Consider the following 22051-nt stretch of genomic DNA (forward strand, 5'->3'; position numbering starts at 1 on the left):
GTCAGCCGTACATTCGGCGCATGGCGAAGTCGACCATCTGCTCGACCGCCTTCGCGTCGAAGACCATGCGGTGCTCGCCCTCCATGTCGAGAACGAAGCCATAGCCAGTGGGGAGCAGGTCGATCACCTCGGCACCGGTGATCACGAAGTACTTGGACTCCTTGCCGGCGTACCGGCGCAGCTCCTTGAGCGAGGTGAACATCGGGATCACCGGCTGCTGGGTGTTGTGCAGCGCGAGGAAGCCGGGGTTGTCACCGCGCGGGCAGTAGACCTTGGACGTGGCGAAGACCTGCTGAAAGTCCTCGGCGGAGATCGCCCCCGTGGTGAACGCGCGCACCGCGTCCGCGAGCGAGGGCGGCGACGGCTCGGGGTAGAGCGGGCCGCTCTGCTGCCCGTACCCTCCGGGCTGGGGCGGCGGCTGAGGCTGCGCATACTGCTGCTGGCCGGGGCCCGCGGTCTGGTCGTAGCCGTACATGGGGGTCAGAGTAACCGCCCTTCGCCTGTGGCGGTTTCCAACCCCCACAAACCCACCCCACCCCACACGGAGGGTTAGCTCACACTTGAGCCGCTAGGGGTTGATTCTTATTACCGACGGGTAGCATCATCGTGGCTACTTGTTGGTACACGAACCTAGGTCCGAGGATTCACCACCTCACCCGATCCCTTAACGGAGCCGTCGCCATGGGGCACTACAAGTCGAATCTCCGCGACATCGAGTTCAACCTCTTCGAGGTGCTCGGGCGCGACAAGCTGTACGGCAGCGGCCCGTTCGCGGAGATGGACGCCGAGACCGCCAAGAGCATCCTCGAAGAGCTGACCCGACTTTCGGAGAACGAGTTGGCGGAGTCCTTCGCGGACGCGGACCGCAACCCGCCTGTCTTCGACCCGGAGACCAACACCGCACCCGTACCGGCCAGCTTCAAGAAGAGCTACAAGGCCTTCATGGACTCCGAGTACTGGCGGCTCGGCCTGCCGGAGGAGATCGGTGGCACGACCGCCCCGCCGTCCCTGATCTGGGCGTACGCGGAGCTGGTTCTGGGCGCCAACCCGGCGGTCTGGATGTACTCCTCCGGCCCGGCGTTCGCCCGCATCCTCTTCGACGAGGGCACGGAGCAGCAGAAGCACATCGCCCAGATAGCCGTGGACCGGACCTGGGGTTCGACCATGGTGCTCACCGAGCCGGACGCGGGCTCGGACGTGGGCGCAGGCCGCACCAAGGCGGTTCAGCAGGAGGACGGCTCCTGGCACATCGAGGGCGTGAAGCGGTTCATCACGTCCGGCGAGCACGACATGGAGGAGAACATCCTTCACTACGTGCTGGCCCGTCCCGAGGGCGCCGGTCCCGGCACCAAGGGCCTGTCGCTGTTCCTCGTACCGAAGTACCTCTTCGACTTCGAGACCGGCGAGCTGGGCGAGCGCAACGGCGTGTACGCCACCAACGTCGAGCACAAGATGGGGCTCAAGGCCTCCAACACGTGCGAGATGACCTTCGGCGACCGTCACCCCGCCAAGGGCTGGCTGATCGGTGACAAGCACGACGGCATCCGCCAGATGTTCCGGATCATCGAGTTCGCCCGGATGATGGTCGGCACGAAGGCGATCTCGACGCTGTCGACGGGGTACCTGAACGCCCTTGAGTACGCCAAGGAGCGCGTCCAGGGCCCGGACCTCGCGAACTTCATGGACAAGACCGCCCCCAAGGTCACCATCACGCACCACCCGGACGTGCGCCGCTCGCTGATGACGCAGAAGGCGTACGCGGAGGGCATGCGCTCCCTCGTCATGTACACCGCGTCGATCCAGGACGAGATCATGGTCAAGGAGGCCGCGGGCGAGGACACCGCCGCCCTCGAGGCCCTGAACGACCTGCTCCTGCCGATCGTGAAGGGCTACGGCTCCGAGAAGGCGTACGAGCAGCTGTCGCAGTCGCTGCAGACGTTCGGTGGCTCCGGCTATCTGCAGGAGTACCCGGTCGAGCAGTACATCCGGGACGCCAAGATCGACACCCTCTACGAGGGCACCACCGCGATCCAGGGCCAGGACTTCTTCTTCCGGAAGATCGTCCGCAACCAGGGCGCTGCGCTGAACTCGCTCGCCGAGGACATCAAGAAGTTCCTGGCGATCGGTACGGGCGGCGACGAGCTGTCGGCCGCCCGCGAGCAGCTCGCCAAGGCGGCCGTCGAGCTGGAGGCCATCGTCGGCCTGATGCTCACGGACCTCGCGGCGACCGAAAAGGACGTCAAGAACATCTACAAGGTCGGGCTCAACACCACCCGCCTGCTGATGGCCTCCGGTGACGTGGTCGTCGGCTACCTGCTGCTGAAGGGTGCCGCGGTCGCCGCCGAGAAGCTGGAGACGGCGCCGGCCAAGGACAAGGCGTTCTACACCGGCAAGATCGCCGCGGCGAAGTTCTTCGCGGCGAACGTCCTGCCGGGCGTCACCGGTGCGCGCAAGCTCGCCGAGGGCACCGACCTGGAGCTGATGGAGCTGGACGAAGCGGCCTTCTAAATGAAGTCCGGTGCATTTCGCGCCCCGTAAGGGGCGCGGGGCGTGACACTGTGCGGCTCCGCCGCGCGGGCGCGACCAGCCCCCACCGGCCCGCGGATTCATCACCTGCCTTCCAGCGGAGCGCTTACGTACCGGAAAGTCACCTTCCGGTCGGCAGCCCCCTCCACATACCCCTTACGAGGGCCCGTTCCCCATCGCCGGGAGCGGGCCCTCGTACGTCGTTAAGGTGAACCCATGCGCACACCCCCACGCTTCGATCGCGGCCATACCGACGACCTCATGTCCTTTCTGACGGCCAGCCCGTCGCCGTATCACGCGGTGGCGAACGCGGCCGAGCGGCTGGAGAAGGCCGGCTTCCGGCAGGTCGCCGAGACGGACGCGTGGGAGGGGGCGCACGGCGGCAAGTACGTGGTGCGCGGCGGCGCACTCGTGGCCTGGTACGTGCCCGAGGGCGCCGATCCGCACACGCCCTTCCGGATCGTCGGGGCGCACACGGACTCCCCCAATCTGCGCGTGAAGCCGCAACCGGACAGCGGTGCGCACGGCTGGCGCCAGGTCGCGGTCGAGATCTACGGCGGCCCGCTGCTCAACTCCTGGCTGGACCGCGACCTGGGCCTCGCCGGCCGGCTCTCACTGCGCGACGGCACGACCCGCCTGGTGAACATCGACCGCGCCCTGCTGCGAGTCCCCCAACTCGCCATCCACCTGGACCGATCGGTCACCTCCGAGGGCCTCAAGCTCGACAAGCAGCGGCATCTGCAACCGATCTGGGGGCTCGGCAACGACGTACGCGACGGGGATCTGATCCGTTTCCTGGAGCAGGAATCCGGGCTGGCCGAGGGCGAGGTCACCGGCTGGGACCTGATGACGCACTCCATCGAGCCGCCGTCGTACCTGGGCCGGGACAAGGAGCTGGTCGCAGGCCCGCGTATGGACAACCTCGTGTCCGTGCACGCCGGTACGGCCGCGTTGGCGTCCGTCGCGACCGGCGACGTGGACCTCCCGTTCATCCCGGTGCTGGCGGCGTTCGACCACGAGGAGAACGGCTCGCAGTCGGACACGGGGGCGGACGGTCCGCTGCTCGGCAGTGTGCTGGAGCGTTCGGTGTTCGCCCGCGGCGGTACGTACGAGGACAGGGCGCGCGCCTTCGCCGGCACGGTCTGCCTCTCCTCCGACACGGGCCACGCGGTCCACCCGAACTACGCCGAGCGGCACGACCCGACGCACCACCCGCGCGCGGGCGGCGGCCCCATCCTCAAAGTCAACGTCAACAACCGCTACGCCACGGACGGTTCGGGCCGCGCGGTCTTCGCCGCCGCCTGCGAGAAGGCCGCCGTCCCCTTCCAGTCCTTCGTCTCCAACAACTCGATGCCCTGCGGCACGACCATCGGCCCCATCACCGCCGCCCGCCACGGCATCAAGACGGTCGACATCGGCGTGGCCATCCTCTCCATGCACAGCGCCCGCGAACTGTGCGGCGCCGAGGACCCGTTCCTGCTGGCGAACGCGATGGTGGCGTTCCTGGAGGGTTAGGCGCCGAGTCCAGAACCTGTCTCCTCAAGTGAGTTGCCTCCGCATGGCCGGTCCGGCGGAGGGTACCCGGCCCGGGTCCGCAACAGCCGTGCGAACGGCGTCAGAACACGGACAGGACAGGGAGGCCAGACTCATGGGTCTGGGTGGATGCATCATTCTGATCGCGGTAGGAGCCATTCTCACGTTCGCGACCGACTGGGACATGCAGGGAGTCAACCTCGACCTGGTCGGGATCATCCTGATCGTCGTCGGCCTGATCGGCGTCGCGACGTTCAGCAGCGTCGCCAAGCGCAGGCGCGTGGTGGTGCCACCTTCGACACCGGTCGTCGAGGACGACGGACACCACCATCGGCACCGGGACGGATACACCGACGGTTACGGCGTCTGAGAGTCCGCCCATGAAGCCCTGAACCGGAGCGCATCGGTATCCGCGCCTGGACGCGTGTGAGACAAATGAGGCATGGCCGGATTTATCGGCCGCCTGCGTTCGGTGCTGAGCGTCCGCACCGTCGCCCGGCAGGTCTTCGTGCTTCAGGTGGCGATCGTGGTGCTCCTCGTCGTCGCCGCGGTGACAGCCGTGTTGCTTCAGGTCCGCAGCGACAGCGAGCGCGAGGCGCGGAACCGTTCGCTCGCCGTGGCCGGGTCGTTCGCGAACGCGCCCGGTGTCGCCGCGGCCCTCGAAGGCCCGGATCCGACCGCCGTGCTCCAGCCGCGCGCGGAAGCCGCCCGCAAGGCGTCCGACGTGGACTTCATCGTGGCGATGACCACGGAAGGGATCCGCTACACCCACCCCAACCCCGAGCAGATCGGCAAGCACTACATCGGCAATATCGATCGCGCCGTCGCGGGCGAAGTCGTACGGGAGACCTTCACCGGCACGCTGGGGCCCTCTGTACGCGCCGTCGTCCCGGTCAGGAACGCGGACGACGAGATCGTCGGTCTGGTCGCCGCCGGTGTGACCCTGGCCAGCGTGGGCGGGGCGGTCGAGCACCAGCTGCCCGTGCTGTTCGGCTCGGCCGCCGTGGCCCTGGTCGTCGCCACCACCGGGACCGCCCTGGTCAGCAGGCGGCTGCGGCGCCAGACGCACGGGCTGGAGCCCGCCGAGATGACCCGGATGTACGAGCATCACGACGCGGTTCTGCATGCCGTACGGGAAGGTGTGCTGATCGTGGACGGCGAAGGGCGGCTGGCGCTGGCCAACGACGAGGCGCGGCGGCTGCTCGAGCTGGGGCCGGACGCGGAGGGCCGGGCCGCGCTCGACCTAGGCCTCGGCCGCGATCTGGCCCGGCTGCTGGCCTCCGGGCGGGACGCCACCGACGAGGTGCATCTGACACGGGACCGGCTGCTGGCGGTCAGCCAGCGGTCGACCGGGCGGGACGGCGGGCCGCCCGGCACCGTGGTCACCCTGCGCGACACCACTGAACTGCAGGCCGTCACCGGCCGGGCGGAGGCGGCCCAGGAGCGGCTGCGGCTGCTCTACGACGCCGGCCTGGAGATCGGCACCAGCCTCGACGTGACGCGCACTTCGCAGGAACTGGCGCACTTCGCGGTCCCACGGTTCGCCGACTACGTCACCGTCGACCTGGCGGATCCCGTGCTGCGGGGCGGGGAGCCGAAGGAGGGCGACACGGACATGCGGCGCGTCGCGTTCCACGGCGTCAAGGAGGGCAGCCCGCTCTACCGGCTCGGCAAGCTGATCCACTTCGTCCGGGACACTCCGCAGGCCGCCGGGTTCCTCGCCGGTGAGGCCGTGGTCGAGGCGGATCTGACCGCGTTCTCCGGCTGGCAGGTGCAGGACCCGGAACACTCCCGGGTGCTGGTGGAGTTCGGGATGCACTCGATGCTCACCGTGCCGCTGCGCGCCCGCGGCGTCGTCATGGGCGTGGCCTCGTTCTGGCGCGCGGACCGGCCGGAGCCGTTCGACCAGGAGGACCTCTCCTTCGCCGAGGAACTGGTGGCCCGCGCCGCCGTCAGCATCGACAACGCCCGCCGCTACACCCGCGAGCACGACATGGCCGTAACGCTTCAGCGCAGCCTGCTGCCGCGGGCCCTGCCCGACCAGAGCGCCCTGGAGGTGGCGTACCGCTATCTGCCCGCGCAGGCCGCACGCGGCGGAGTCGGCGGGGACTGGTTCGACGTCATCCCGCTGCCGGGCGCGCGGGTGGCGCTGGTCGTGGGGGACGTGGTCGGGCACGGTCTGCACGCGGCGGCCACGATGGGCCGGCTGCGGACCGCGGTCCACAACTTCTCGACCCTGGACCTTCCGCCCGACGAACTCCTGTGGCACATGGACGAGTTGGTGACGCGCATCGACCAGGACGAGAGCGAGGACGGGGATGCGGAGGAGGGCGCGCCGGTCACCGGGGCGACCTGCCTGTACGCCGTGTACGACCCCGCGTCCGGGGTCTGCACCGTCTCCCGCGCCGGTCATGTGGAACCCGCGGTGGTCCGCCCGGACGGCAGCGTGGAGTTTCTCTCCGTCCCCGGCGGGCCTCCGCTGGGCCTCGGCAGCGGGCTTCCCTTCGAGGCGACGACGGTACGACTGTCCGAGGACAGCCGTCTCGTGCTGTACACGGACGGGCTCGTCGAGGGCCGGCGCCGGGACATCGACGAGGGCTTGGAGCTGCTACGGCACGCGCTGACCGGGCCCGGCCGGACGCCAGAGGAGACCTGCGACGCGGCCCTCGAGGCCCTGCTGCCCGACCGGCCGCGCGACGACATCGCCCTGGTCGTCGCCCGCACCCGCACCCTCGGGGCCGACCGTACGGCGGCCTGGGAGGTACCGGCCGACCTCTCGGCGGTGGCGCGGGTCCGCGCGGCGGCCACCCGGACGCTTGAGGAATGGGGCCTGTCGGAGGAGGCGTTCACAACCGAGCTGATCCTCAGCGAACTGGTCACCAACGCCCTCCGCCACGCCACCGCCCCCATCCGCATCCGCCTGATCCGCGACCGCGCCCTGATCTGCGAGGTCTCGGACGCCAGCAGCACGGCCCCGCATCTGCGCCGGGCGGCCACGACGGACGAGGGCGGCCGGGGCCTGTTCCTGGTGTCGCAGTTCGCGGAGAGGTGGGGGACGCGGTACACGGGGGGCGGGAAGGTGATCTGGACGGAGCAGGTGCTGGGAGAGTGAGGGCGGGGCCCGGCTTCGACCCGGAGCGGCCGGCCGTCGTCCGGTTCAGCGCCGGCGCCGCGGCGGGTCCCGGCTTCGACCCGGAGCGGTCGGCCGTCTTCCGGTTCAGCGTCCGCGAACGTCCGGTTCAGCGCCCGCGCCGCGGCGGGTCCAGCCCCAGCATCCGGTCCTTCAGCGCCGGGAACTGATCCCTCGTCACGCCCACCTTCCCCGGGTCGAACTCCACCGTGAGCACCTCCTCGTCCGGGCCCGCCTCGGCCAGTACCTCGCCCCAGGGATCCACCACGATCGAGTGACCGGCCTGCGGAACTCCCGCATGCGTACCGGCCGTTCCACACGCGAGGACGTACGACTGGTTTTCGACCGCGCGGGCCTGGGCCAGCAGCGTCCAGTGGGAGCGGCGGCGTTCGGGCCAGCCGGCGGGGATGACGAGGGTTTCGGCGCCGTCGTCGACGAGGCGGCGGAAGAGTTCGGGGAAGCGGAGGTCGTAGCAGGTCGCGAGGCCGAGTGTGGTCGACGGCAGTCGTACGGTGACGGCTTCCGCGCCCGCAATCATCAGCACCGCTTCGCCCTTGTCGAAGCCGAAGCGGTGGATCTTGCGGTACGAGGCGGTCAGTTCGCCGGAGGGGGAGAAGACGAGTGAGGTGTTGTAGAGGAGGCCGTCGGCGTCCCGTTCGGGAATGGAGCCCGCGTGCAGCCATACGCCCGCGTCGCTCGCCGCTTTGGCCATCGCCTCGTACGTCGCTCCGTGCAGCGGCTCGGCCTCGGTGCCGAAGGACTCGTAGGCGAAGGCGCCCGTCGTCCACAGTTCGGGCAGCACCACCAGATCGGCACCGGACTGCTCTCGGACGAGGGCGGCCACGCGCTCTCGGCGCGCTTCGATCGATTCGCCCCCTTCGTCGTCGTATACACCGATCTGGATGAGGGAGGCGCGCACACTACCACCGTCCTGGCATTCGACCCGCGAAACGGGCCTACGATCGTCACACGAAAGCACTGCCGGGGTGCCTTGCAGCAGCGTAACTTAGCGGTCCAAGACACCCATGCCCGCGCACGAACCGCCCGAGGGGTCCCGTGAGTCTCCATCCCAGCCTTCAGAACTATGCCGACGCCTGGACCCACTCAGTGGAAGCGATATCCGAGCTGGTGCAGCCGCTCGTGGAGGGTGAGTGGAACCGGCGGACCCCCTGCCCGGGCTGGTCCGTCCGGGACATCGTCTCGCATGTGATCGGTATGGACTGCGAGATGCTCGGCGACCCGCGCCCGATCCACACGCTGCCGCGCGATCTGTACCACGTGACGAACGAGCACCAGCGGTACATGGAGATGCAGGTCGACGTACGCCGTCACCACACGGCACCGGAGATGACGTCCGAGCTGGAGTACACGATCATCCGCCGCAACCGGCAGCTGCGGAACGAGTCGCGCCAGCCGGACGCCAAGGTACGCGGTCCGCTGGGTACGGAGATCACCCTCGAACAGTCCATGCGCTACCGGGCGTTCGACGTCTGGGTGCATGAGCAGGACCTGCGCACCGCACTCGGCCGGCCGGGCAATCTGGACTCGCCGGGTGCGTACATCGTGCGCGACGAACTGCTCGCCGTACTGCCGAAGGTCGTCGCCAAGGAGGCGGGCGCGCCCGCCAACTCCGCGGTCGTCTTCGACGTCCACGGACCGGTCGACTTCCTGCGCACGGTCCGCGTCGACGCCGAGGGCAACGGCACGATAGACGGCGCCCCGTCGCTCGGTCCGGCGGCCACCCTGACGCTCGACTGGGAGACGTACTTCCGGCTGGCCTGCGGCCGGGTCACCGTCGAAGCGGTGGCGGACCGCATCAAGACGGAGGGCGATCCGGAGCTGGCGGCGGCGATCCTGCGGCATTTCGTGGTCACGCAGTAGGGCACGCGGTAGCTCACGTATCGGCGAGGGCCGCGGGTGCGCCGGGCGCCTGAACGGGGATCGGGCCCCGGCGGGCGCGGAGGTGTTCGCCTCGCGGCCCGCCGTGGGAGGCCCGCCGCCGTACGGACGCTGTCGGTGCTCGGTGCTCGGTGATCGCTGCTCAGCGGCCAGCGGCCAGCGGCCAGGCTCAGTGGTCCTCGGTGATGGTGGTCGCGATGCCGTCGGTGAGCTTGACCTCGGCGGAGACGCCGTTCTTGGCGGCGGCCTCCAGTTCGTCCGGGGTGCACTGGGTCATCTCGGCGGAGTTCGGGGTCCCGCAGATGGTGCCCGCGCCGTAGATCAGGGTGTCGTCGGCGATGAAGAAGGCCTGCTCGACGCCCTTCATGTCGGACACCGTGAACTTGCCCGGCGCGAGATAGCTGACGTTGCCGAACCAGGTACCGTTGACGCCCCCGGGGGTGCCGTTCTGCGCGTCGTGCCGTTCGCGGACCACGGTGGCGACGCCGTCCTTCATCGTCACGTCGGCGGCGACGGCCTTCTTCTTGGTGGCGGACTCCAACTCGTCGAGCGTGCACTGCGGACGCTCCTCGGACCCCGGGCTGCCGCACACCTGGCCCGCGCCGTATACGAGCGTGTCCTCGGCGACGAAGAACGCCTGCTCCGTCTTGCCCGGGACCGTCACGGTGAACTTGCCCGGGGCGAGGTAGCTGACCGTGCCGTTCTTGAACGTCCCGCTGACGCCGGACTTGGAGCCCGAGCCGTTGTTCGCGACCGGTGACGAGTCCAGCGAGTCCTGTTCCGTCGACGACTTGGACGTCCCGGAGTCCTTGGAGGACTTGGACGACGAGCTGCCGGAGGACTTCGACGTGCCGGACGAGGAGTCGTTCTGGCACGCCGTCATCATTAATCCGGCGGTGGTGATCGCGGCGGTGACGACGAAGGCCTTGCGCAGGTGGCGGTTCATCATGGAAAACCCTTCCTGGGGCGCGGAGTCGCGGAACCTGGTGGGGCGTCGGCGCCTTCCGCCGTGCCCCGCTGTGTGATCACTATGAGGTCCCGAAAGCCCCGCAGGTCACGCTCGTCCCCGCTTCACGACACCGTTGTCACGCGCCCATGACAGAGCAACATCTCGGCTGCGATGGGCGGTTACGGACAACCACCTGGTGTCAGGCGGACAACCGGGCCGCATCTGGCCGACCCGTGCGCCGTGCCAGGCGGACACGGGTGCCGGTCACGCGGGCACGGGTGCCAGTCACGCGGGCACGTGCACCGTCTCCACCCGGCTCGCGACCAGGCGTTCGCGCTCGCGGCGGGCCGCCTGGCGGCGCAGCCGCAGGATCTGGCCGAGGCCGAACGCCTGGAGCACGAACACCACGGAGAAGGCGATGCCGTAGTCGTCGCCGGTCACGTCCAGCAGCGCGCCGATCGCGAACAGCGTCGTCATCGAGGCCACGAAACCGCCCATGTTGGTGATTCCGGAGGCCGTGCCCTGACGCTCGGGCGGGTTCGCGGGACGGGCGAAGTCGAAGCCGATCATCGAGGCGGGGCCGCAGGCGCCGAGCACCGTGCAGAGCACGATCAGCAGCCACATCGGCGCACGGTCGGCGGGGTACGCGAGCGTGGCGGCCCAGACCGCCGCCGTCGACAGCACCGTTCCGAGCGCCAGCGGAAGCCGCGCTGCATGGTGCCGGGCGACGATCTGCCCGTACACCAGCCCGATGACCATGTTGGAGAGCACCACCAGCGTCAGCAGCTCACCGGCTGTCGCCCTCGACAGGCCCTGTGCCTCGACGAGGAACGGCATGCCCCACAGCAGCAGGAACACCATCGCCGGGAACTGCGTGGTGAAGTGCACCCACAGCCCGAGCCGCGTCCCGGGCTCCCGCCAGGACGCGACGATCTGCCGCCGCACATACGCGCCGCCCTGGTGCGGGAACGGCTCCGGCTCATGCCCCTCGGGGTGATCCTTGAGGAACAGCAGCATCAGTACGAGGACGACGACGCCCGCGAGCGAGCTGCCCGCGAAGGCCGCGGTCCAGCCGACGCCGTGCAGCAGCCGGGCCAGGACGAGCGTCGAGACGAGGTTGCCCGCCATGCCCACCAGGCCCGCCATCTGCGCGACCATCGGGCCGCGCCGGGCCGGGAACCAGCGCGCCCCGAGCCGCAGCACGCTGATGAACGTCATCGCGTCACCGAGGCCGAGCAGTGCGCGGGCGGCCAGCGCCATCCCGTACGAGGGTGAGAAGGCGAAGCCCAGCTGACCTGCCGTGAACAGCAGTACGCCGATGGTCAGCACCTTCTTGGTGCCGAGCCGGTCCACCAGCAGGCCGACAGGAATCTGCATGCCCGCGTACACGAGGAGCTGGAGGATCGAGAAGGTGGACAGCGCGGAGGCGCCCACGTCGAAGCGGTCGGCGGCGTCAAGTCCGGCCACCCCCAGGGACGTACGGAAGATGACCGCGACGAAGTAGACGGAGACGCCGACGGACCAGACGAGGACGGCGCGACGGCCGCCGGGCGGGTCGCCGGGGAGGGTCGGGGCCTTCGAGCGTCCCCCGGCCGTCATCGGATGTCCCCGCGCGCCAGGCTGGAGAACCAGCTGACGTGCCGGTGGACCAGGGCGACGGCCGCCTCCGCGTCACCGGAACGCAGCACTTCGAGGATCTCGCGGTGCTCGGTGAGCGCTTTGGTGACGCGGTCGGGGTGGGCGTGCATCACGGCGACGCCCATGCGCAACTGCCGGTCGCGGAGCTGGTCGTAGAGCCGCGAGAGGATCTCGTTCCCGCCGCTGCGGACGATCTCGGCGTGGAAGCAGCGGTCGGTGACGGCGGCCGCTGCCAGGTCGCCTGCCTCAGCCTGCTGCCGCTGCTTCTCCAGGAGTTGCGTGAGGCGCTCGATGAGCGCGGGCGAGGCCGGCACCGCCTTACGGATCGCGTGCTCCTCGACGAGCTGCCGGGTCTCCACGACGTCGGCGATCTCCTGCGCGGAGACAGGCAGGACCAGCGCGCCCTTCTTCGGGTAGAGCTTGATCAGCCCCTCGACCTCGAGCTTCAGCAGCGCCTCGCGAACGGGGGTGCGCGAGACCCCGACCGCCTCGGCCAGCTCGCCCTCGGTGAGCAGCGTCCCGCCCTCGTAACGGCGCTCCAGGACGCCCTGCTTGACGTGCGCGTAGACACGTTCGGCGGCGGGGGGTTGCTTTGCGGGCGGCTGCTTGGCGGGGCGGGCCGCGGACGAGGCGGTCCCGGTCGAGGTCGGGGAGGGTGCTGCAGACATGCGCACAGCATAGATACAACACGTACGCATCGTCGCGGGCTGTCCAAGATTCGGGACGTACGACGCTAAGGGCACCCCGCCTCACGGACAGTGCAACCACCTGTGCTACTTACGTGTCATACGTGTCGCAGGGGCAGGCGATCCGCTCAAGGCGCCGCCAAGTGACGGCCCCCTAGGGGCATTTGGGGCATACGACGTAATCGGGGTACTTAACTTGAAAACCGGCATTTGGAGCGCACGGGCCCGCAGAACTGCCGCCGTGGTCATCACCACCGGGGCCATGTTCGCGACCGGAGCCCTCACCGCGGCGCCCGCGACGGCCGCCGCCGCGCCCACGATCGCCGCCAAGGGCGGCTACGTGATGAACAACGGCACGGCCAGGACGCTCTACACGAAGGCCGCGGACACCCGCCGCTCCACCGGCTCCACCACGAAGATCATGACCGCGAAGGTCGTGCTGTCGCAGCCGAACCTCAACCTGGACGCCAAGGTCACGGTCCAGAAGGCGTACAGCGACTACATCGTCCAGAACAACTGGGCCTCGAACGCCAAGCTGATCGTCGGCGACAAGGTCACGGTCCGTCAGCTGCTGTACGGGCTGATGCTGCCGTCCGGCTGCGACGCCGCGTACGCGCTGGCCGACAAGTTCGGCTCCGGCTCGACGCGGGCCGCCCGCGTGAAGTCGTTCATCGGCAAGATGAACAAGCAGGCCAGGGACCTCGGCCTGACGAACACCCACTTCGACTCGTTCGACGGCATCGGCAGGGGCGCGAACTACTCCACGCCGCGCGACCTGACGAAGCTCGCCAGCAGCGCGATGAAGAGCCCCACGTTCCGCTCGATCGTCAAGACGAAGAGTTACACGGCGAAGACGACCACCAGGTCCGGCGGCACCCGCACAATGGCGCCGTGGACGAACACGAACCCCCTCCTCGGCAGCTACACCGGCGCCATCGGCGTCAAGACCGGCTCGGGCCCGGAGGCCAAGTACTGCCTGGTCTTCGCCGCGACGCGGAATGGCAAAACGGTCATCGGCACGGTCCTGGCGTCGACTTCGTCGACGAGCCGCGCATCGGACGCGAAGAAGATGATGGATTACGCGTTCAGGAGGTAGAGCGCTCCTGGAGGTCGACGTCAGGGCGTCGGCTCCAGAGGTACGACGGAGAGGGCCCGCCAGCGCCTACACGGCATGCGGCGGGCCCTTTCCGTACCCCGGGCGCCGGCCGGCGGCGCCGGGGGCCACCCGTTCCTGAACGCAGGCACTCACGCAGGACGCGGCGGCACGGCGTGCAGCTCCACCGGGATATTCACGGGCTCGCCACCCGGGCCAGGGGACACGGAGATCCGAGCAGCGATCTCCACCGCCCCGCTCCATGCTGTCCACCTCGATCACCCAGTAGCCGACCAGGAACTGCTCGTCCGGCCGGTACGGCCCCTGCGTCACCCGAGGCTCACCGCCGGGAACGGCCTGCACCGTCGTGACGGCCTGAGGACCGGCAAGACCACGGTCCTCCAGCAGCTCACCCCGCTTGCGCAACTCCTCGTCAAGCTCAACGTTGTACCGCACCAGCCGCTGCACGTCCTCCTCGGCCAGCGCCCCCATGATCGCGTCCCAGTCATCGCGCTTGGACAACATCTGCACCATGTACTGCACGCCGGTCCTCCCATTCCCTCACTGAACCGCTCGCTTTTACTGACCCGATCGGGTGCGGGAACTCATCGCCCGGCTCAGCGGAAGAAAAAGAGGGGCGCCGCAATCCGAGATTGCGGCGCCCCTCTCATCGTTGAACCCGTCCGGCCGAAGGCCTCACGCCCAGGTAATCAGCCGCTTCGGCTGCTCCAGGATCGCCGCCACATCCGCCAGCACCTTGGAGCCGAGTTCCCCGTCCACCAGGCGGTGGTCGAAGCTGAGGGCCAGTGTGGTGACCTGGCGGGGCTTGACCTTGCCCTTGTGGACCCACGGCTGGAGCTTGATGGCGCCTACGGCGAGGATCGCGGACTCGCCCGGGTTGAGCAGGGGTGTGCCTGTGTCGACGCCGAAGACGCCGACGTTTGTGATCGTGACCGTGCCGCCCTGCATCGCCGCCGGGGACGTCTTGCCCTCCCTGGCTGTCGACACCAACTCGCCCAGGGACTGCGCCAGTTCGGGCAGCGTCTTGGTGTGGGCGTCCTTGATGTTCGGGACGATCAGGCCGCGGGGGGTGGCCGCCGCGATGCCCAGGTTCACGTAGTGCTTGAGCACGATCTCCTGGTTTTCCTCGTCCCAGGACGCGTTCACCTCGGGGTGCCGCCTGATGGCCACCAGGAGCGCCTTGGCGATGAGCAGGAGGGGGTTCACGCGTAGGCCCGCGAGATCCTTGTCCTGCTTGAGCTCCTCGACGAGCTTCATCGTGCGGGTCACGTCGACCGTCACGAACTCCGTGACATGCGGCGCCGTGAACGCCGAGTCGATCATAGCGGTCGCCGTGGCCTTGCGTACACCCTTGATCGGGATACGGGTCTCCCGGGCGCCCTCGTGCGACACCCCCGCCGCTGCCTGTGCGGGAGCGGCGACAGGTGTCTGCACCGGCTCGGGAGCCGGAGGCGCCGACGCCGCGTACACGTCCTCGCGCGTGATGATCCCGTCCGGTCCGGACGGGGTGACCGTTGCCAGGTCCACGCCCAGGTCCTTGGCCAGCTTGCGCACGGGCGGCTTCGCCAGCGGGCGGCCCGCTGCCGGAGTCGCACTGCCGGCCGAGGGCGGAGTGCCCACCGGAGACGGGCGCCCGGCAGGACTCGTGTGGCCGTTCAGTTCGCCCTGGATCGCGGCCGCAGCCGCCGCCTCGGGCTGCTGAGCCCCTGCCCGGGTCTGAACCTGAGCCTGCTGAACCGGAACCCCCTTACGGGGACGCCGCTTCGTCGACGCCTCGGCCACGCCGTATCCGACCAGGACCGGTTTGCGCCCCTCGGGCTTCGGCGTCTCCTGAGCGGGCGGGGTCGCAGCCGGAGTCTCCGCAGGCGTCTCGGACTCGGCCGCCGGAGCAGCCCCACCGGCCCCGGCAGCCCCACCCCCCTCGTCGACCGTGATGATCGCCGTGCCCACGTCGACCGTCGTCCCCTCGGGGAAGCGAAGCTCCCGCACCACCCCGTTGTACGGAATCGGCAGCTCGACGGCCGCCTTCGCCGTCTCGACCTCGCAGACGACCTGCCCGTCTGTGACGGTGTCACCGGGCTGCACGTACCACTTGAGGATCTCGGCCTCGGTGAGTCCCTCGCCCACGTCGGGCATCTTGAACTCCCGCACGGACGCCTCCGTCATCGTCGTCACGACCCTCTCCTCAGTACGCCAGCGAGCGGTCGACGGCATCGAGCACCCGGTCCAGGCCCGGCAGGTACTCGTCCTCCAGGCGTGCCGGCGGATACGGGGCGTGGTAGCCGCCGACCCGCAGAACGGGTGCCTCCAGGTGGTAGAAGCACCGCTCCGTGATGCGAGCGGCGATCTCCGCTCCGGAGCCGAAGAACACCGGCGCCTCGTGGACCACGACCAGCCGGCCGGTCTTCTGGACCGAGGCCTGGACGGTGTCGAAGTCGATCGGCGAGACCGAGCGCAGGTCCAGGACCTCCAGCGACTTTCCCTCCTCCTGGGCGGCGTTCGCGACCTCCTGGCAGACCTTCACCATCGGGCCGTACGCGGCCAGCGTCAGGTCGCCGCCCTCGCGTACGACACGGGCCCTGTGCAGCGGCCCGGGGATCGCCTCGGGGTCGACCTCGGACTTGTCCCAGTAGCGCCGCTTGGGCTCGAAGAAGATCACCGGGTCGTCGCTGTGGATGGCCTGCTGCATCATCCAGTAGGCGTCGCTCGCGTTCGACGGCGAGACCACCTTCAGGCCCGCCACATGCGCGAACAGCGCCTCCGGGGACTCCGAGTGGTGCTCGACGGCGCCGATTCCGCCGCCGTACGGAATGCGGATGACGACCGGCAGCTTGATCTTGCCGAGCGCCCGCGCGTGCATCTTCGCGAGCTGCGTGACGATCTGGTCGTACGCGGGGAACACGAAACCGTCGAACTGGATCTCCACCACCGGGCGGTAGCCGCGCAGTGCGAGGCCGATCGCCGTGCCGACGATGCCCGACTCGGCGAGCGGGGTGTCGATGACCCGGTCCTCGCCGAAGTCCTTCTGCAGCCCGTCGGTGACCCGGAAGACACCGCCGAGCTTGCCGACGTCCTCGCCCATGATCAGGACCTTGGGGTCGGCGTCGAGGGCCGTACGCAGCGATTCGTTGATCGCCTTGGCCAGCGCCATCTTTTCTGCCGCCATCGCTACTCGCCCTCCCCTTCCGCTACGAACGACGCCTGGTAGGCGGCGAACTGGGCCCGCTCCTCGTCGACGAGCGCGTGCCCGTCCGCGTACACGTTCTCGAAGATGGCGAAGTGGTCCGGGTCCGGCATGGCACGGACCACTTCGCGCACTCGCCTGCCCAACGCCTCGCTCTCGGCTTCGAGTTCCCCGAAAAATCCCTCATTCGTGTCAGTTTCGGACGCGAGATAGCTGCGCAGGCGCTGGATCGGGTCCTTCGCCTCCCACGAAATCCGCTCGTCGTCGTGCCGGTAGCGGCTGGGGTCGTCGGAGGTGGTGTGCGCGCCCATGCGGTACGTGAACGCCTCGACGAGCGTGGGTCCCTCGCCCCGGCGGGCCCGCTCCAGGGCCCACTTGGTGACGGCCAGGCAGGCCAGTACGTCATTGCCGTCGACCCGCACACCCGGGAAGCCGTAGCCCTGCGCGCGCTGGTAGAGCGGGACGCGGGTCTGCTTCTCGGTGGGCTCGGAGATCGCCCACTGGTTGTTCTGGCAGAAGAACACCACGGGGGCGTTGTAGACCGCGGAGAAGGTGAACGATTCGGCAACATCGCCCTGGCTGGAGGCGCCGTCCCCGAAGTACGCGATCACGGCCGAGTCCGCGCCGTCCTTGGCCACGCCCATCGCGTAGCCGGTGGCGTGCAGGGTCTGCGAGCCGATGACGATCGTGTAGAGGTGGAAGTTGTTGCCGTTCGGGTCCCAGCCGCCGTTGTTCACGCCGCGGAACATGCCGAGCAGATTGGTCGGGTCGACGCCGCGGCACCAGGCGACGCCGTGCTCGCGGTAGGTCGGGAAGACGTAGTCGTCGTCGCGCAGGGCCCGCCCGGAGCCGATCTGGGCGGCCTCCTGGCCGAGCAGCGAGGCCCACAGACCCAGTTCGCCCTGGCGCTGCAGCGAGGTCGCCTCGGCGTCGAAGCGGCGGGTGAGCACCATGTCGCGGTACAGACCGCGAAGCTCTTCGGGGGTGATGTCGGCGACGTACGGGTCGTACTCGGCGTGCTTGACGCGCTTGCCCTCCGGCGTCAGCAACTGCACCAGTTCGGTGCCTTTGCTCGCCGGCTTCTTGGCGCTGGTCCGTTTCGTACCGGCGCTGCGTCGCGGCTTGCGCGCGGCAGTGCTCTCCACGGTCACGTGTGCTCCTCCGTCGGTCCGGCCCCCCGGGATTGCCGGGTGACCAGTGCGGCTCGCCTGTTCCGGTACCCGTGCACGGGTAGGTGCCCTCGGCCGGGAACAGGCGTGACAGGTGCCCCGGCGAGCGCCCTGCAACTAGCACGTTACCCAGTGCCCCACACCCGTGGGAAACCCCTCCTGACCTGCGTTTTTGCTTGGATATCCAAGTAGTTTTTAGTCGGATTTCCTAACAGATCACTCAGGTCGGGAGCAGCCGCTGGTCACAGCCTTGCAGGGGGCCGGAACACCGGCACGTTATCCCGGTCACCCTGGGGACGGGAAGAGTTCGCCTTGGTGGAGCAGTGAGCACGTTTGGCCGCGCACCCTCCCTCGCACCCCACCTGGGTGCCGGGGAGCCTCCCGAAACGGCACGCGCGCGTGGAGCCCGTTTTCGGGCCCCACGCGCGCGTGGAGGGTGCTTCGAGGCCGGTCTCAGGCCTAGGCCCTGTCTCCCCGATCTTCGCGGGCGCACGACGCCTGGCACGGCACCTCGCCGCACGGCCGCATCACCCAAGTACGTCCAGTACGAGGGCGATGCGGCCGCACGCCGATGCACCGCACCAGACGCCGCGCGCTGATCCGCGAAGATCGGCGAGACAGGACCTAGCGCCTAGCCGCCGGTACCACCGCCGACGGCTTCGTCCGACGGATCCGGCGACGGCACCGAGGGATCCACGTCCGACGGATCCGGCGACGGCTCGTCCGACGGGTCCGACGCCGAGGGCTGCGGAGTCGAGGGGTCGGCCGTGGGCTCGCTCGGCGTCGCCGTCGGCTCGTCCGTCGGCTCGTCCGTCGGCTCCGGGTCCTTGGACGGCGTGTAGTCCGAGTCACCACCCGTGCCGGCGCCGTCGTCCTGTGAAGGCGTTTCCGCGTCCTCGGACGAGGGGGTCTCGCTCGGCGTCGGGTCCTTCTCGGTCTGCGAGGTCGTCGGCGACTGCGTGGTGCCGTCGCCCCCGCCACCGCTTTCGTCCCCTTGGTTCTGGAGGGCCCACGCGACGCCCGCCATGATGGCGATCACCGCGAGCACGGCGACGATCCACAGCTTGCCGCGCCCGCCGCCCCGGTTTCCGTGGCCGTTGCCGTCGAAGCCCCCGTCGTCGCCCCCGCGGTTCGGCAGAATCGGTGCCGGGATCTGCGAGGTGCCCGAGTCGCTCTGGTGCGGCATGACGTTCGTGCCCGCCATGCCCATCGACGGGGTGCCGCCGGTCTCGTGCAGCATCACGGGGCCGGTGTTCCAGGTGCCGGTGTGGCCGCCCTGGTCGTACAGCATCTGCAGCGCGTACTGGACGAGGCCGCGCATCTCCTCGGCGGTCTGGAACCGGTCGTCCGGCTCCTTCGCGAGGGAGCGCATGACCAGGCCGTCCAGCTCCGGCGGCGCCGCGTCCGAGGCCTCGGACGGGGGCACCGGAATGTCCTGAACGTGCTGGTAGACCACCGACAACGGGGTCTCACCCGTGAACGGCGGCCGCAGCGCGAGAAGTTCGTACAGCAGACAGCCCGTCGCGTACAGGTCGCTGCGGTGGTCGACCGCCTTGCCGAGCGCCTGCTCGGGCGAGAGGTACTGGGGCGTGCCCATGACCATGCCGGTCTGGGTCATCGTCGACTGCGCGCCGTGCAGGGCGCGCGCGATGCCGAAGTCCATCACCTTCACCGCACCGGTGTTGGTGATGATCACGTTCGCGGGCTTGATGTCGCGGTGCACGATGCCGTGCTGGTGCGAGTACGCCAGCGCCTCGAGGACACCGGAGACGATGATCAGCGCCTGCTCGGGCCCTGGGGCCTCGGCGTTGATCAGCAGATCGCGGATCGTACGGCCCTCGACGAGCTCCATGACGATGTACGGCACGGTGTTGCCGGCGAACGTGTCCTCGCCGGAGTCGTAGACCGCCACCACCGCATGGTGGTTGAGGCCCGCCACCGACTGCGCCTCGCGCGTGAAGCGGGCCTTGGACACCGGGTCCTCGGCCAGGTCGGAACGGAGCAGCTTGACCGCGACCGTCCGCCCCAGGCGTACGTCCTCGGCCGCGAACACCTCGGCCATGCCACCCCGGCCGAGTCTGCGGGTCAGCCGATACCGGCCATCCCCGACAAGCCCGCCGTTACCCCACATGTCCGGCGCATCTGACATACCGCCGCCAGTCGCCTCGGGGTCGGACGGGCCCTGAGCGCGCTGCTGCTGTGCCATCAGTCCTCGCCGTCGTTTCACCCGCGTCCGCGCGGTGGTTGCTACCGTCTCCAACGGGCCACGCTACAGCCTCCACACGAGGCGCCGGTCCGAGATGGACGGGTCATGAAACCCGTAGCTGGTCTCCGGGTGCAAATTCTGTGTACCGGCCGCACGCCACCTGTAACGCTTCCGCGACGCTTCTTTCGCGTACGGTCACGGATCGGGCACCGCGCTTGACGTGTCAGTGCCCTCCGGCAGACTTGGCCGGGAATGAGTCAAAGGATCACCGACCGCGGGAGCACATCAGCAGCTTTCGCCCGCGCGACGGCGCACGCCAATGGGGGACGCAGAACATGAGCCAGGACGGCGCACAGGGCCGGTACGCGGGGCGTGCGGTCGCCGGCGGCCGCTATCAACTGCGTGATCTGCTCGGCGAGGGCGGCATGGCCTCGGTCCATCTCGCATACGACGCGGTGCTCGACAGACAAGTAGCGATCAAGACACTTCACACAGAGCTGGGACGCGAACAAGCCTTCCGTGAGCGCTTCCGTCGCGAGGCCCAGGCAGTGGCGAAACTCACTCACACGAACATCGTCTCGGTCTTCGACACCGGCGAGGACGATCTTGACGGTGCCACCACTCCGTACATCGTCATGGAGTACATCGAGGGCAAGCCGCTCGGCTCCGTCCTCGAGGCGGACATCGCGCAGTACGGCGCGATGCCCTCCGACAAGGCCCTGAAAATCACCGCGGATGTGCTGGCGGCGCTGGAGATCAGCCACGAGATGGGCCTGGTCCACCGCGACATCAAGCCGGGCAACGTGATGATGACGAAGCGGAACGTCGTCAAGGTGATGGACTTCGGCATCGCCCGCGCCATGCAGTCCGGCGTCACCTCCATGACCCAGACCGGCATGGTGGTCGGCACCCCGCAGTACCTCTCGCCTGAGCAGGCGCTCGGCCGGGGCGTGGACGCCCGCTCGGACCTGTACTCCGTCGGCATCATGCTCTTCCAACTGGTCACCGGGCGGCTCCCGTTCGACGCGGACTCGCCGCTGGCGATCGCGTACGCACACGTCCAGGAGGAGCCCGTCGCGCCCTCCTCGATCAACCGCTCGCTGCCGCCGGCCGTGGACGCGCTGATCGCCCGCGCGCTGAAAAAGAACCCGAACGAGCGCTTTCCGAGCGCCGAGGCGATGCGCGACGAGTGCCATCGCGTGGCCCAGTCGCTGCACGCGGCCGCGCCGAGCATCGTCCCGGGCGCGCAGACGTCGAGCGGCGCCGGCGTCGGCTCCGCGGTCTTCCCGCCGGTCGGGCAGACGGGCCCGAGCGCATCGGGGAACGTCCAGACGCCGTACACGCCCGGTCCGTACGGCCCGCCGACCCCCTCGCCCGCGCCGCAGTCCCCGGCGTACGGCTATCCGCAGCAGGGCGGCTACCCGACGCCTGCGCAGACCGCGGCGTACTCCCCGCAGCAGGGCGTGTCGACCCCGCCGCCGTACACGATCTCCCCGCAGCAGCCCTCGGCCCCCTCCCCGGGCGGCGGCCGCAAGAGCAACCTGCCGGTGATCATCGGCTCGGCCGTCGTCGCGCTCGCCGCCGTGGTCAGCCTGATCGTGGCGTTGAACATGGGCAGCGATGAGGAGGGCGGCGGTGGCGGCGACGCCAGCGCGTCGCCGACGCAGCAGCAGGAGGCCGGGTACAAGGGGCCGGACCCGTCGAAGACGATCGATCCGGAGGAGTGCACGGAGCCGGACGAGTCGTACAACGACCCCAACAAGATCAAGCTGCCCGACTTCACCTTCAAGAACATCGACTCGGTGAAGAAGTGCATGCAGCAGGCGGGCTGGCAGTACTCGGAGAAGCCGGTCGAAGAGAACACCTACGGCGACGGCACGATCATGAACCAGTTCCCTGCCAAGGACACGGACGTCGACCCCAACAACATGCCCAAGATCGAACTCGGGGTCTCGACGGGCAATCCCGCCTGATCCTCCGGACAGCCTGATCCTCCGGACGGCCAGGCCGGACGGAC

At 69.3% G+C, this 22051-nt stretch carries 17 protein-coding genes; 7 read left to right on the forward strand and 10 right to left on the reverse strand.

The window, feature by feature from the left end:
• Window position 1: 1 nt before the first annotated feature.
• The gene (locus ACQEVY_RS22900; RefSeq protein WP_033320399.1) at window positions 2-475 is read right to left on the reverse strand and encodes an SseB family protein; all 474 of its coding nucleotides are present in this window, start codon (window positions 473-475) and stop codon (window positions 2-4) included.
• 206 nt (window positions 476-681) lie between these two features.
• Between ACQEVY_RS22900 and ACQEVY_RS22905 the strand changes: the two genes are divergently transcribed.
• The 4 genes from ACQEVY_RS22905 to ACQEVY_RS22920 all read left to right on the forward strand — a co-directional run bounded on the left by ACQEVY_RS22905 (window position 682) and on the right by ACQEVY_RS22920 (window position 7171).
• Entirely contained in the window at window positions 682-2508 is a 1827-nt protein-coding gene (locus ACQEVY_RS22905; RefSeq protein WP_432951342.1) for an acyl-CoA dehydrogenase, read from the forward strand.
• Between the two features lie 234 nt (window positions 2509-2742).
• On the forward strand, window positions 2743-4041 hold the full coding sequence (locus ACQEVY_RS22910) for a M18 family aminopeptidase (protein WP_432951344.1): 1299 nt from the start codon (window positions 2743-2745) through the stop codon (window positions 4039-4041).
• Window positions 4042-4174: 133 nt separating this feature from the next.
• On the forward strand, window positions 4175-4429 hold the full coding sequence (locus ACQEVY_RS22915) for a DUF6458 family protein (protein WP_328770262.1): 255 nt from the start codon (window positions 4175-4177) through the stop codon (window positions 4427-4429).
• 72 nt (window positions 4430-4501) lie between these two features.
• Window positions 4502-7171, forward strand: a complete 2670-nt coding sequence (locus ACQEVY_RS22920; protein WP_432951347.1) for a SpoIIE family protein phosphatase — start codon at window positions 4502-4504, stop codon at window positions 7169-7171.
• 127 nt (window positions 7172-7298) lie between these two features.
• On the opposite strand, the gene ACQEVY_RS22925 is transcribed toward ACQEVY_RS22920, so the two are convergent.
• The gene (locus tag ACQEVY_RS22925) at window positions 7299-8108 is read right to left on the reverse strand and encodes a carbon-nitrogen family hydrolase (RefSeq protein WP_432951349.1); all 810 of its coding nucleotides are present in this window, start codon (window positions 8106-8108) and stop codon (window positions 7299-7301) included.
• 137 nt (window positions 8109-8245) lie between these two features.
• On the opposite strand from ACQEVY_RS22925, the gene ACQEVY_RS22930 reads away from it, so the two are divergent.
• The gene (locus tag ACQEVY_RS22930; RefSeq protein ID WP_432951351.1) at window positions 8246-9070 is read left to right on the forward strand and encodes a maleylpyruvate isomerase family mycothiol-dependent enzyme; all 825 of its coding nucleotides are present in this window, start codon (window positions 8246-8248) and stop codon (window positions 9068-9070) included.
• Between the two features lie 187 nt (window positions 9071-9257).
• Here the strand turns inward: ACQEVY_RS22930 and ACQEVY_RS22935 are convergent, their stop codons facing one another.
• From ACQEVY_RS22935 to ACQEVY_RS22945, 3 genes are all read right to left on the reverse strand, one after another.
• Entirely contained in the window at window positions 9258-10037 is a 780-nt protein-coding gene (locus ACQEVY_RS22935; RefSeq protein WP_432951353.1) for a hypothetical protein, read from the reverse strand.
• Window positions 10038-10322: 285 nt separating this feature from the next.
• Window positions 10323-11636, reverse strand: a complete 1314-nt coding sequence (locus tag ACQEVY_RS22940) for an MFS transporter (RefSeq protein ID WP_432951355.1) — start codon at window positions 11634-11636, stop codon at window positions 10323-10325.
• On the reverse strand, window positions 11633-12343 hold the full coding sequence (locus ACQEVY_RS22945; RefSeq protein WP_432951357.1) for a GntR family transcriptional regulator: 711 nt from the start codon (window positions 12341-12343) through the stop codon (window positions 11633-11635). Before ACQEVY_RS22945 ends, ACQEVY_RS22940 begins: the two co-directional genes overlap by 4 nt.
• 280 nt (window positions 12344-12623) lie before the next feature.
• Here ACQEVY_RS22945 and ACQEVY_RS22950 point away from each other — a divergent pair, with 280 nt between their 5' ends.
• The gene (locus ACQEVY_RS22950; protein ID WP_432955358.1) at window positions 12624-13457 is read left to right on the forward strand and encodes a D-alanyl-D-alanine carboxypeptidase family protein; all 834 of its coding nucleotides are present in this window, start codon (window positions 12624-12626) and stop codon (window positions 13455-13457) included.
• Between the two features lie 66 nt (window positions 13458-13523).
• Here ACQEVY_RS22950 and ACQEVY_RS22955 read toward each other — a convergent pair whose 3' ends face one another.
• The 5 genes from ACQEVY_RS22955 to ACQEVY_RS22975 all read right to left on the reverse strand — a co-directional run bounded on the left by ACQEVY_RS22955 (window position 13524) and on the right by ACQEVY_RS22975 (window position 20034).
• A complete protein-coding gene (locus tag ACQEVY_RS22955; RefSeq protein ID WP_432951359.1) occupies window positions 13524-13997 on the reverse strand; it encodes a YciI family protein in 474 nt (157 codons plus the stop codon).
• A 153-nt stretch (window positions 13998-14150) separates the two neighbouring features.
• Window positions 14151-15650 carry a dihydrolipoamide acetyltransferase family protein gene (locus ACQEVY_RS22960; protein ID WP_432951361.1) on the reverse strand — a complete coding sequence of 500 codons (1500 nt, stop codon included), beginning with the start codon at window positions 15648-15650 and terminating at the stop codon, window positions 14151-14153.
• 10 nt (window positions 15651-15660) lie between these two features.
• Entirely contained in the window at window positions 15661-16641 is a 981-nt protein-coding gene (locus tag ACQEVY_RS22965; protein ID WP_432951363.1) for an alpha-ketoacid dehydrogenase subunit beta, read from the reverse strand.
• A 2-nt stretch (window positions 16642-16643) separates the two neighbouring features.
• Window positions 16644-17810: a pyruvate dehydrogenase (acetyl-transferring) E1 component subunit alpha gene (pdhA, locus tag ACQEVY_RS22970; RefSeq protein ID WP_432951365.1), complete on the reverse strand. Its 1167-nt coding sequence runs from the start codon at window positions 17808-17810 to the stop codon at window positions 16644-16646.
• 649 nt (window positions 17811-18459) lie between these two features.
• Window positions 18460-20034 carry a protein kinase domain-containing protein gene (locus tag ACQEVY_RS22975; RefSeq protein WP_432951366.1) on the reverse strand — a complete coding sequence of 525 codons (1575 nt, stop codon included), beginning with the start codon at window positions 20032-20034 and terminating at the stop codon, window positions 18460-18462.
• A 335-nt stretch (window positions 20035-20369) separates the two neighbouring features.
• On the opposite strand from ACQEVY_RS22975, the gene ACQEVY_RS22980 reads away from it, so the two are divergent.
• Entirely contained in the window at window positions 20370-22007 is a 1638-nt protein-coding gene (locus ACQEVY_RS22980; RefSeq protein ID WP_432951368.1) for a protein kinase domain-containing protein, read from the forward strand.
• Window positions 22008-22051 lie beyond the last annotated feature (44 nt).

Origin of the sequence: Streptomyces sp. CA-288835 (assembly GCF_050936385.1) — a bacterium.
Taxonomy (GTDB): domain Bacteria; phylum Actinomycetota; class Actinomycetes; order Streptomycetales; family Streptomycetaceae; genus Streptomyces.

Excerpts from the sequence above, each read along its gene's own strand:
- ACQEVY_RS22905 (WP_432951342.1), top strand. The coding sequence starts at position 682 with ATGGGGCACTACAAGTCGAATCTCCGCGACATCGAGTTCAACCTCTTC.
- ACQEVY_RS22915 (WP_328770262.1), top strand. The coding sequence starts at position 4,175 with ATGGGTCTGGGTGGATGCATCATTCTGATCGCGGTAGGAGCCATTCTC.
- ACQEVY_RS22910 (WP_432951344.1), top strand. The coding sequence starts at position 2,743 with ATGCGCACACCCCCACGCTTCGATCGCGGCCATACCGACGACCTCATG.
- ACQEVY_RS22945 (WP_432951357.1), bottom strand. The coding sequence starts at position 12,343 with ATGTCTGCAGCACCCTCCCCGACCTCGACCGGGACCGCCTCGTCCGCG.
- ACQEVY_RS22920 (WP_432951347.1), top strand. The coding sequence starts at position 4,502 with ATGGCCGGATTTATCGGCCGCCTGCGTTCGGTGCTGAGCGTCCGCACC.
- ACQEVY_RS22940 (WP_432951355.1), bottom strand. The coding sequence starts at position 11,636 with ATGACGGCCGGGGGACGCTCGAAGGCCCCGACCCTCCCCGGCGACCCG.
- ACQEVY_RS22965 (WP_432951363.1), bottom strand. The coding sequence starts at position 16,641 with ATGGCGGCAGAAAAGATGGCGCTGGCCAAGGCGATCAACGAATCGCTG.
- ACQEVY_RS22935 (WP_432951353.1), bottom strand. The coding sequence starts at position 10,037 with ATGATGAACCGCCACCTGCGCAAGGCCTTCGTCGTCACCGCCGCGATC.
- ACQEVY_RS22900 (WP_033320399.1), bottom strand. The coding sequence starts at position 475 with ATGTACGGCTACGACCAGACCGCGGGCCCCGGCCAGCAGCAGTATGCG.
- ACQEVY_RS22980 (WP_432951368.1), top strand. The coding sequence starts at position 20,370 with ATGAGCCAGGACGGCGCACAGGGCCGGTACGCGGGGCGTGCGGTCGCC.
- ACQEVY_RS22975 (WP_432951366.1), bottom strand. The coding sequence starts at position 20,034 with ATGGCACAGCAGCAGCGCGCTCAGGGCCCGTCCGACCCCGAGGCGACT.
- ACQEVY_RS22950 (WP_432955358.1), top strand. The coding sequence starts at position 12,624 with ATGTTCGCGACCGGAGCCCTCACCGCGGCGCCCGCGACGGCCGCCGCC.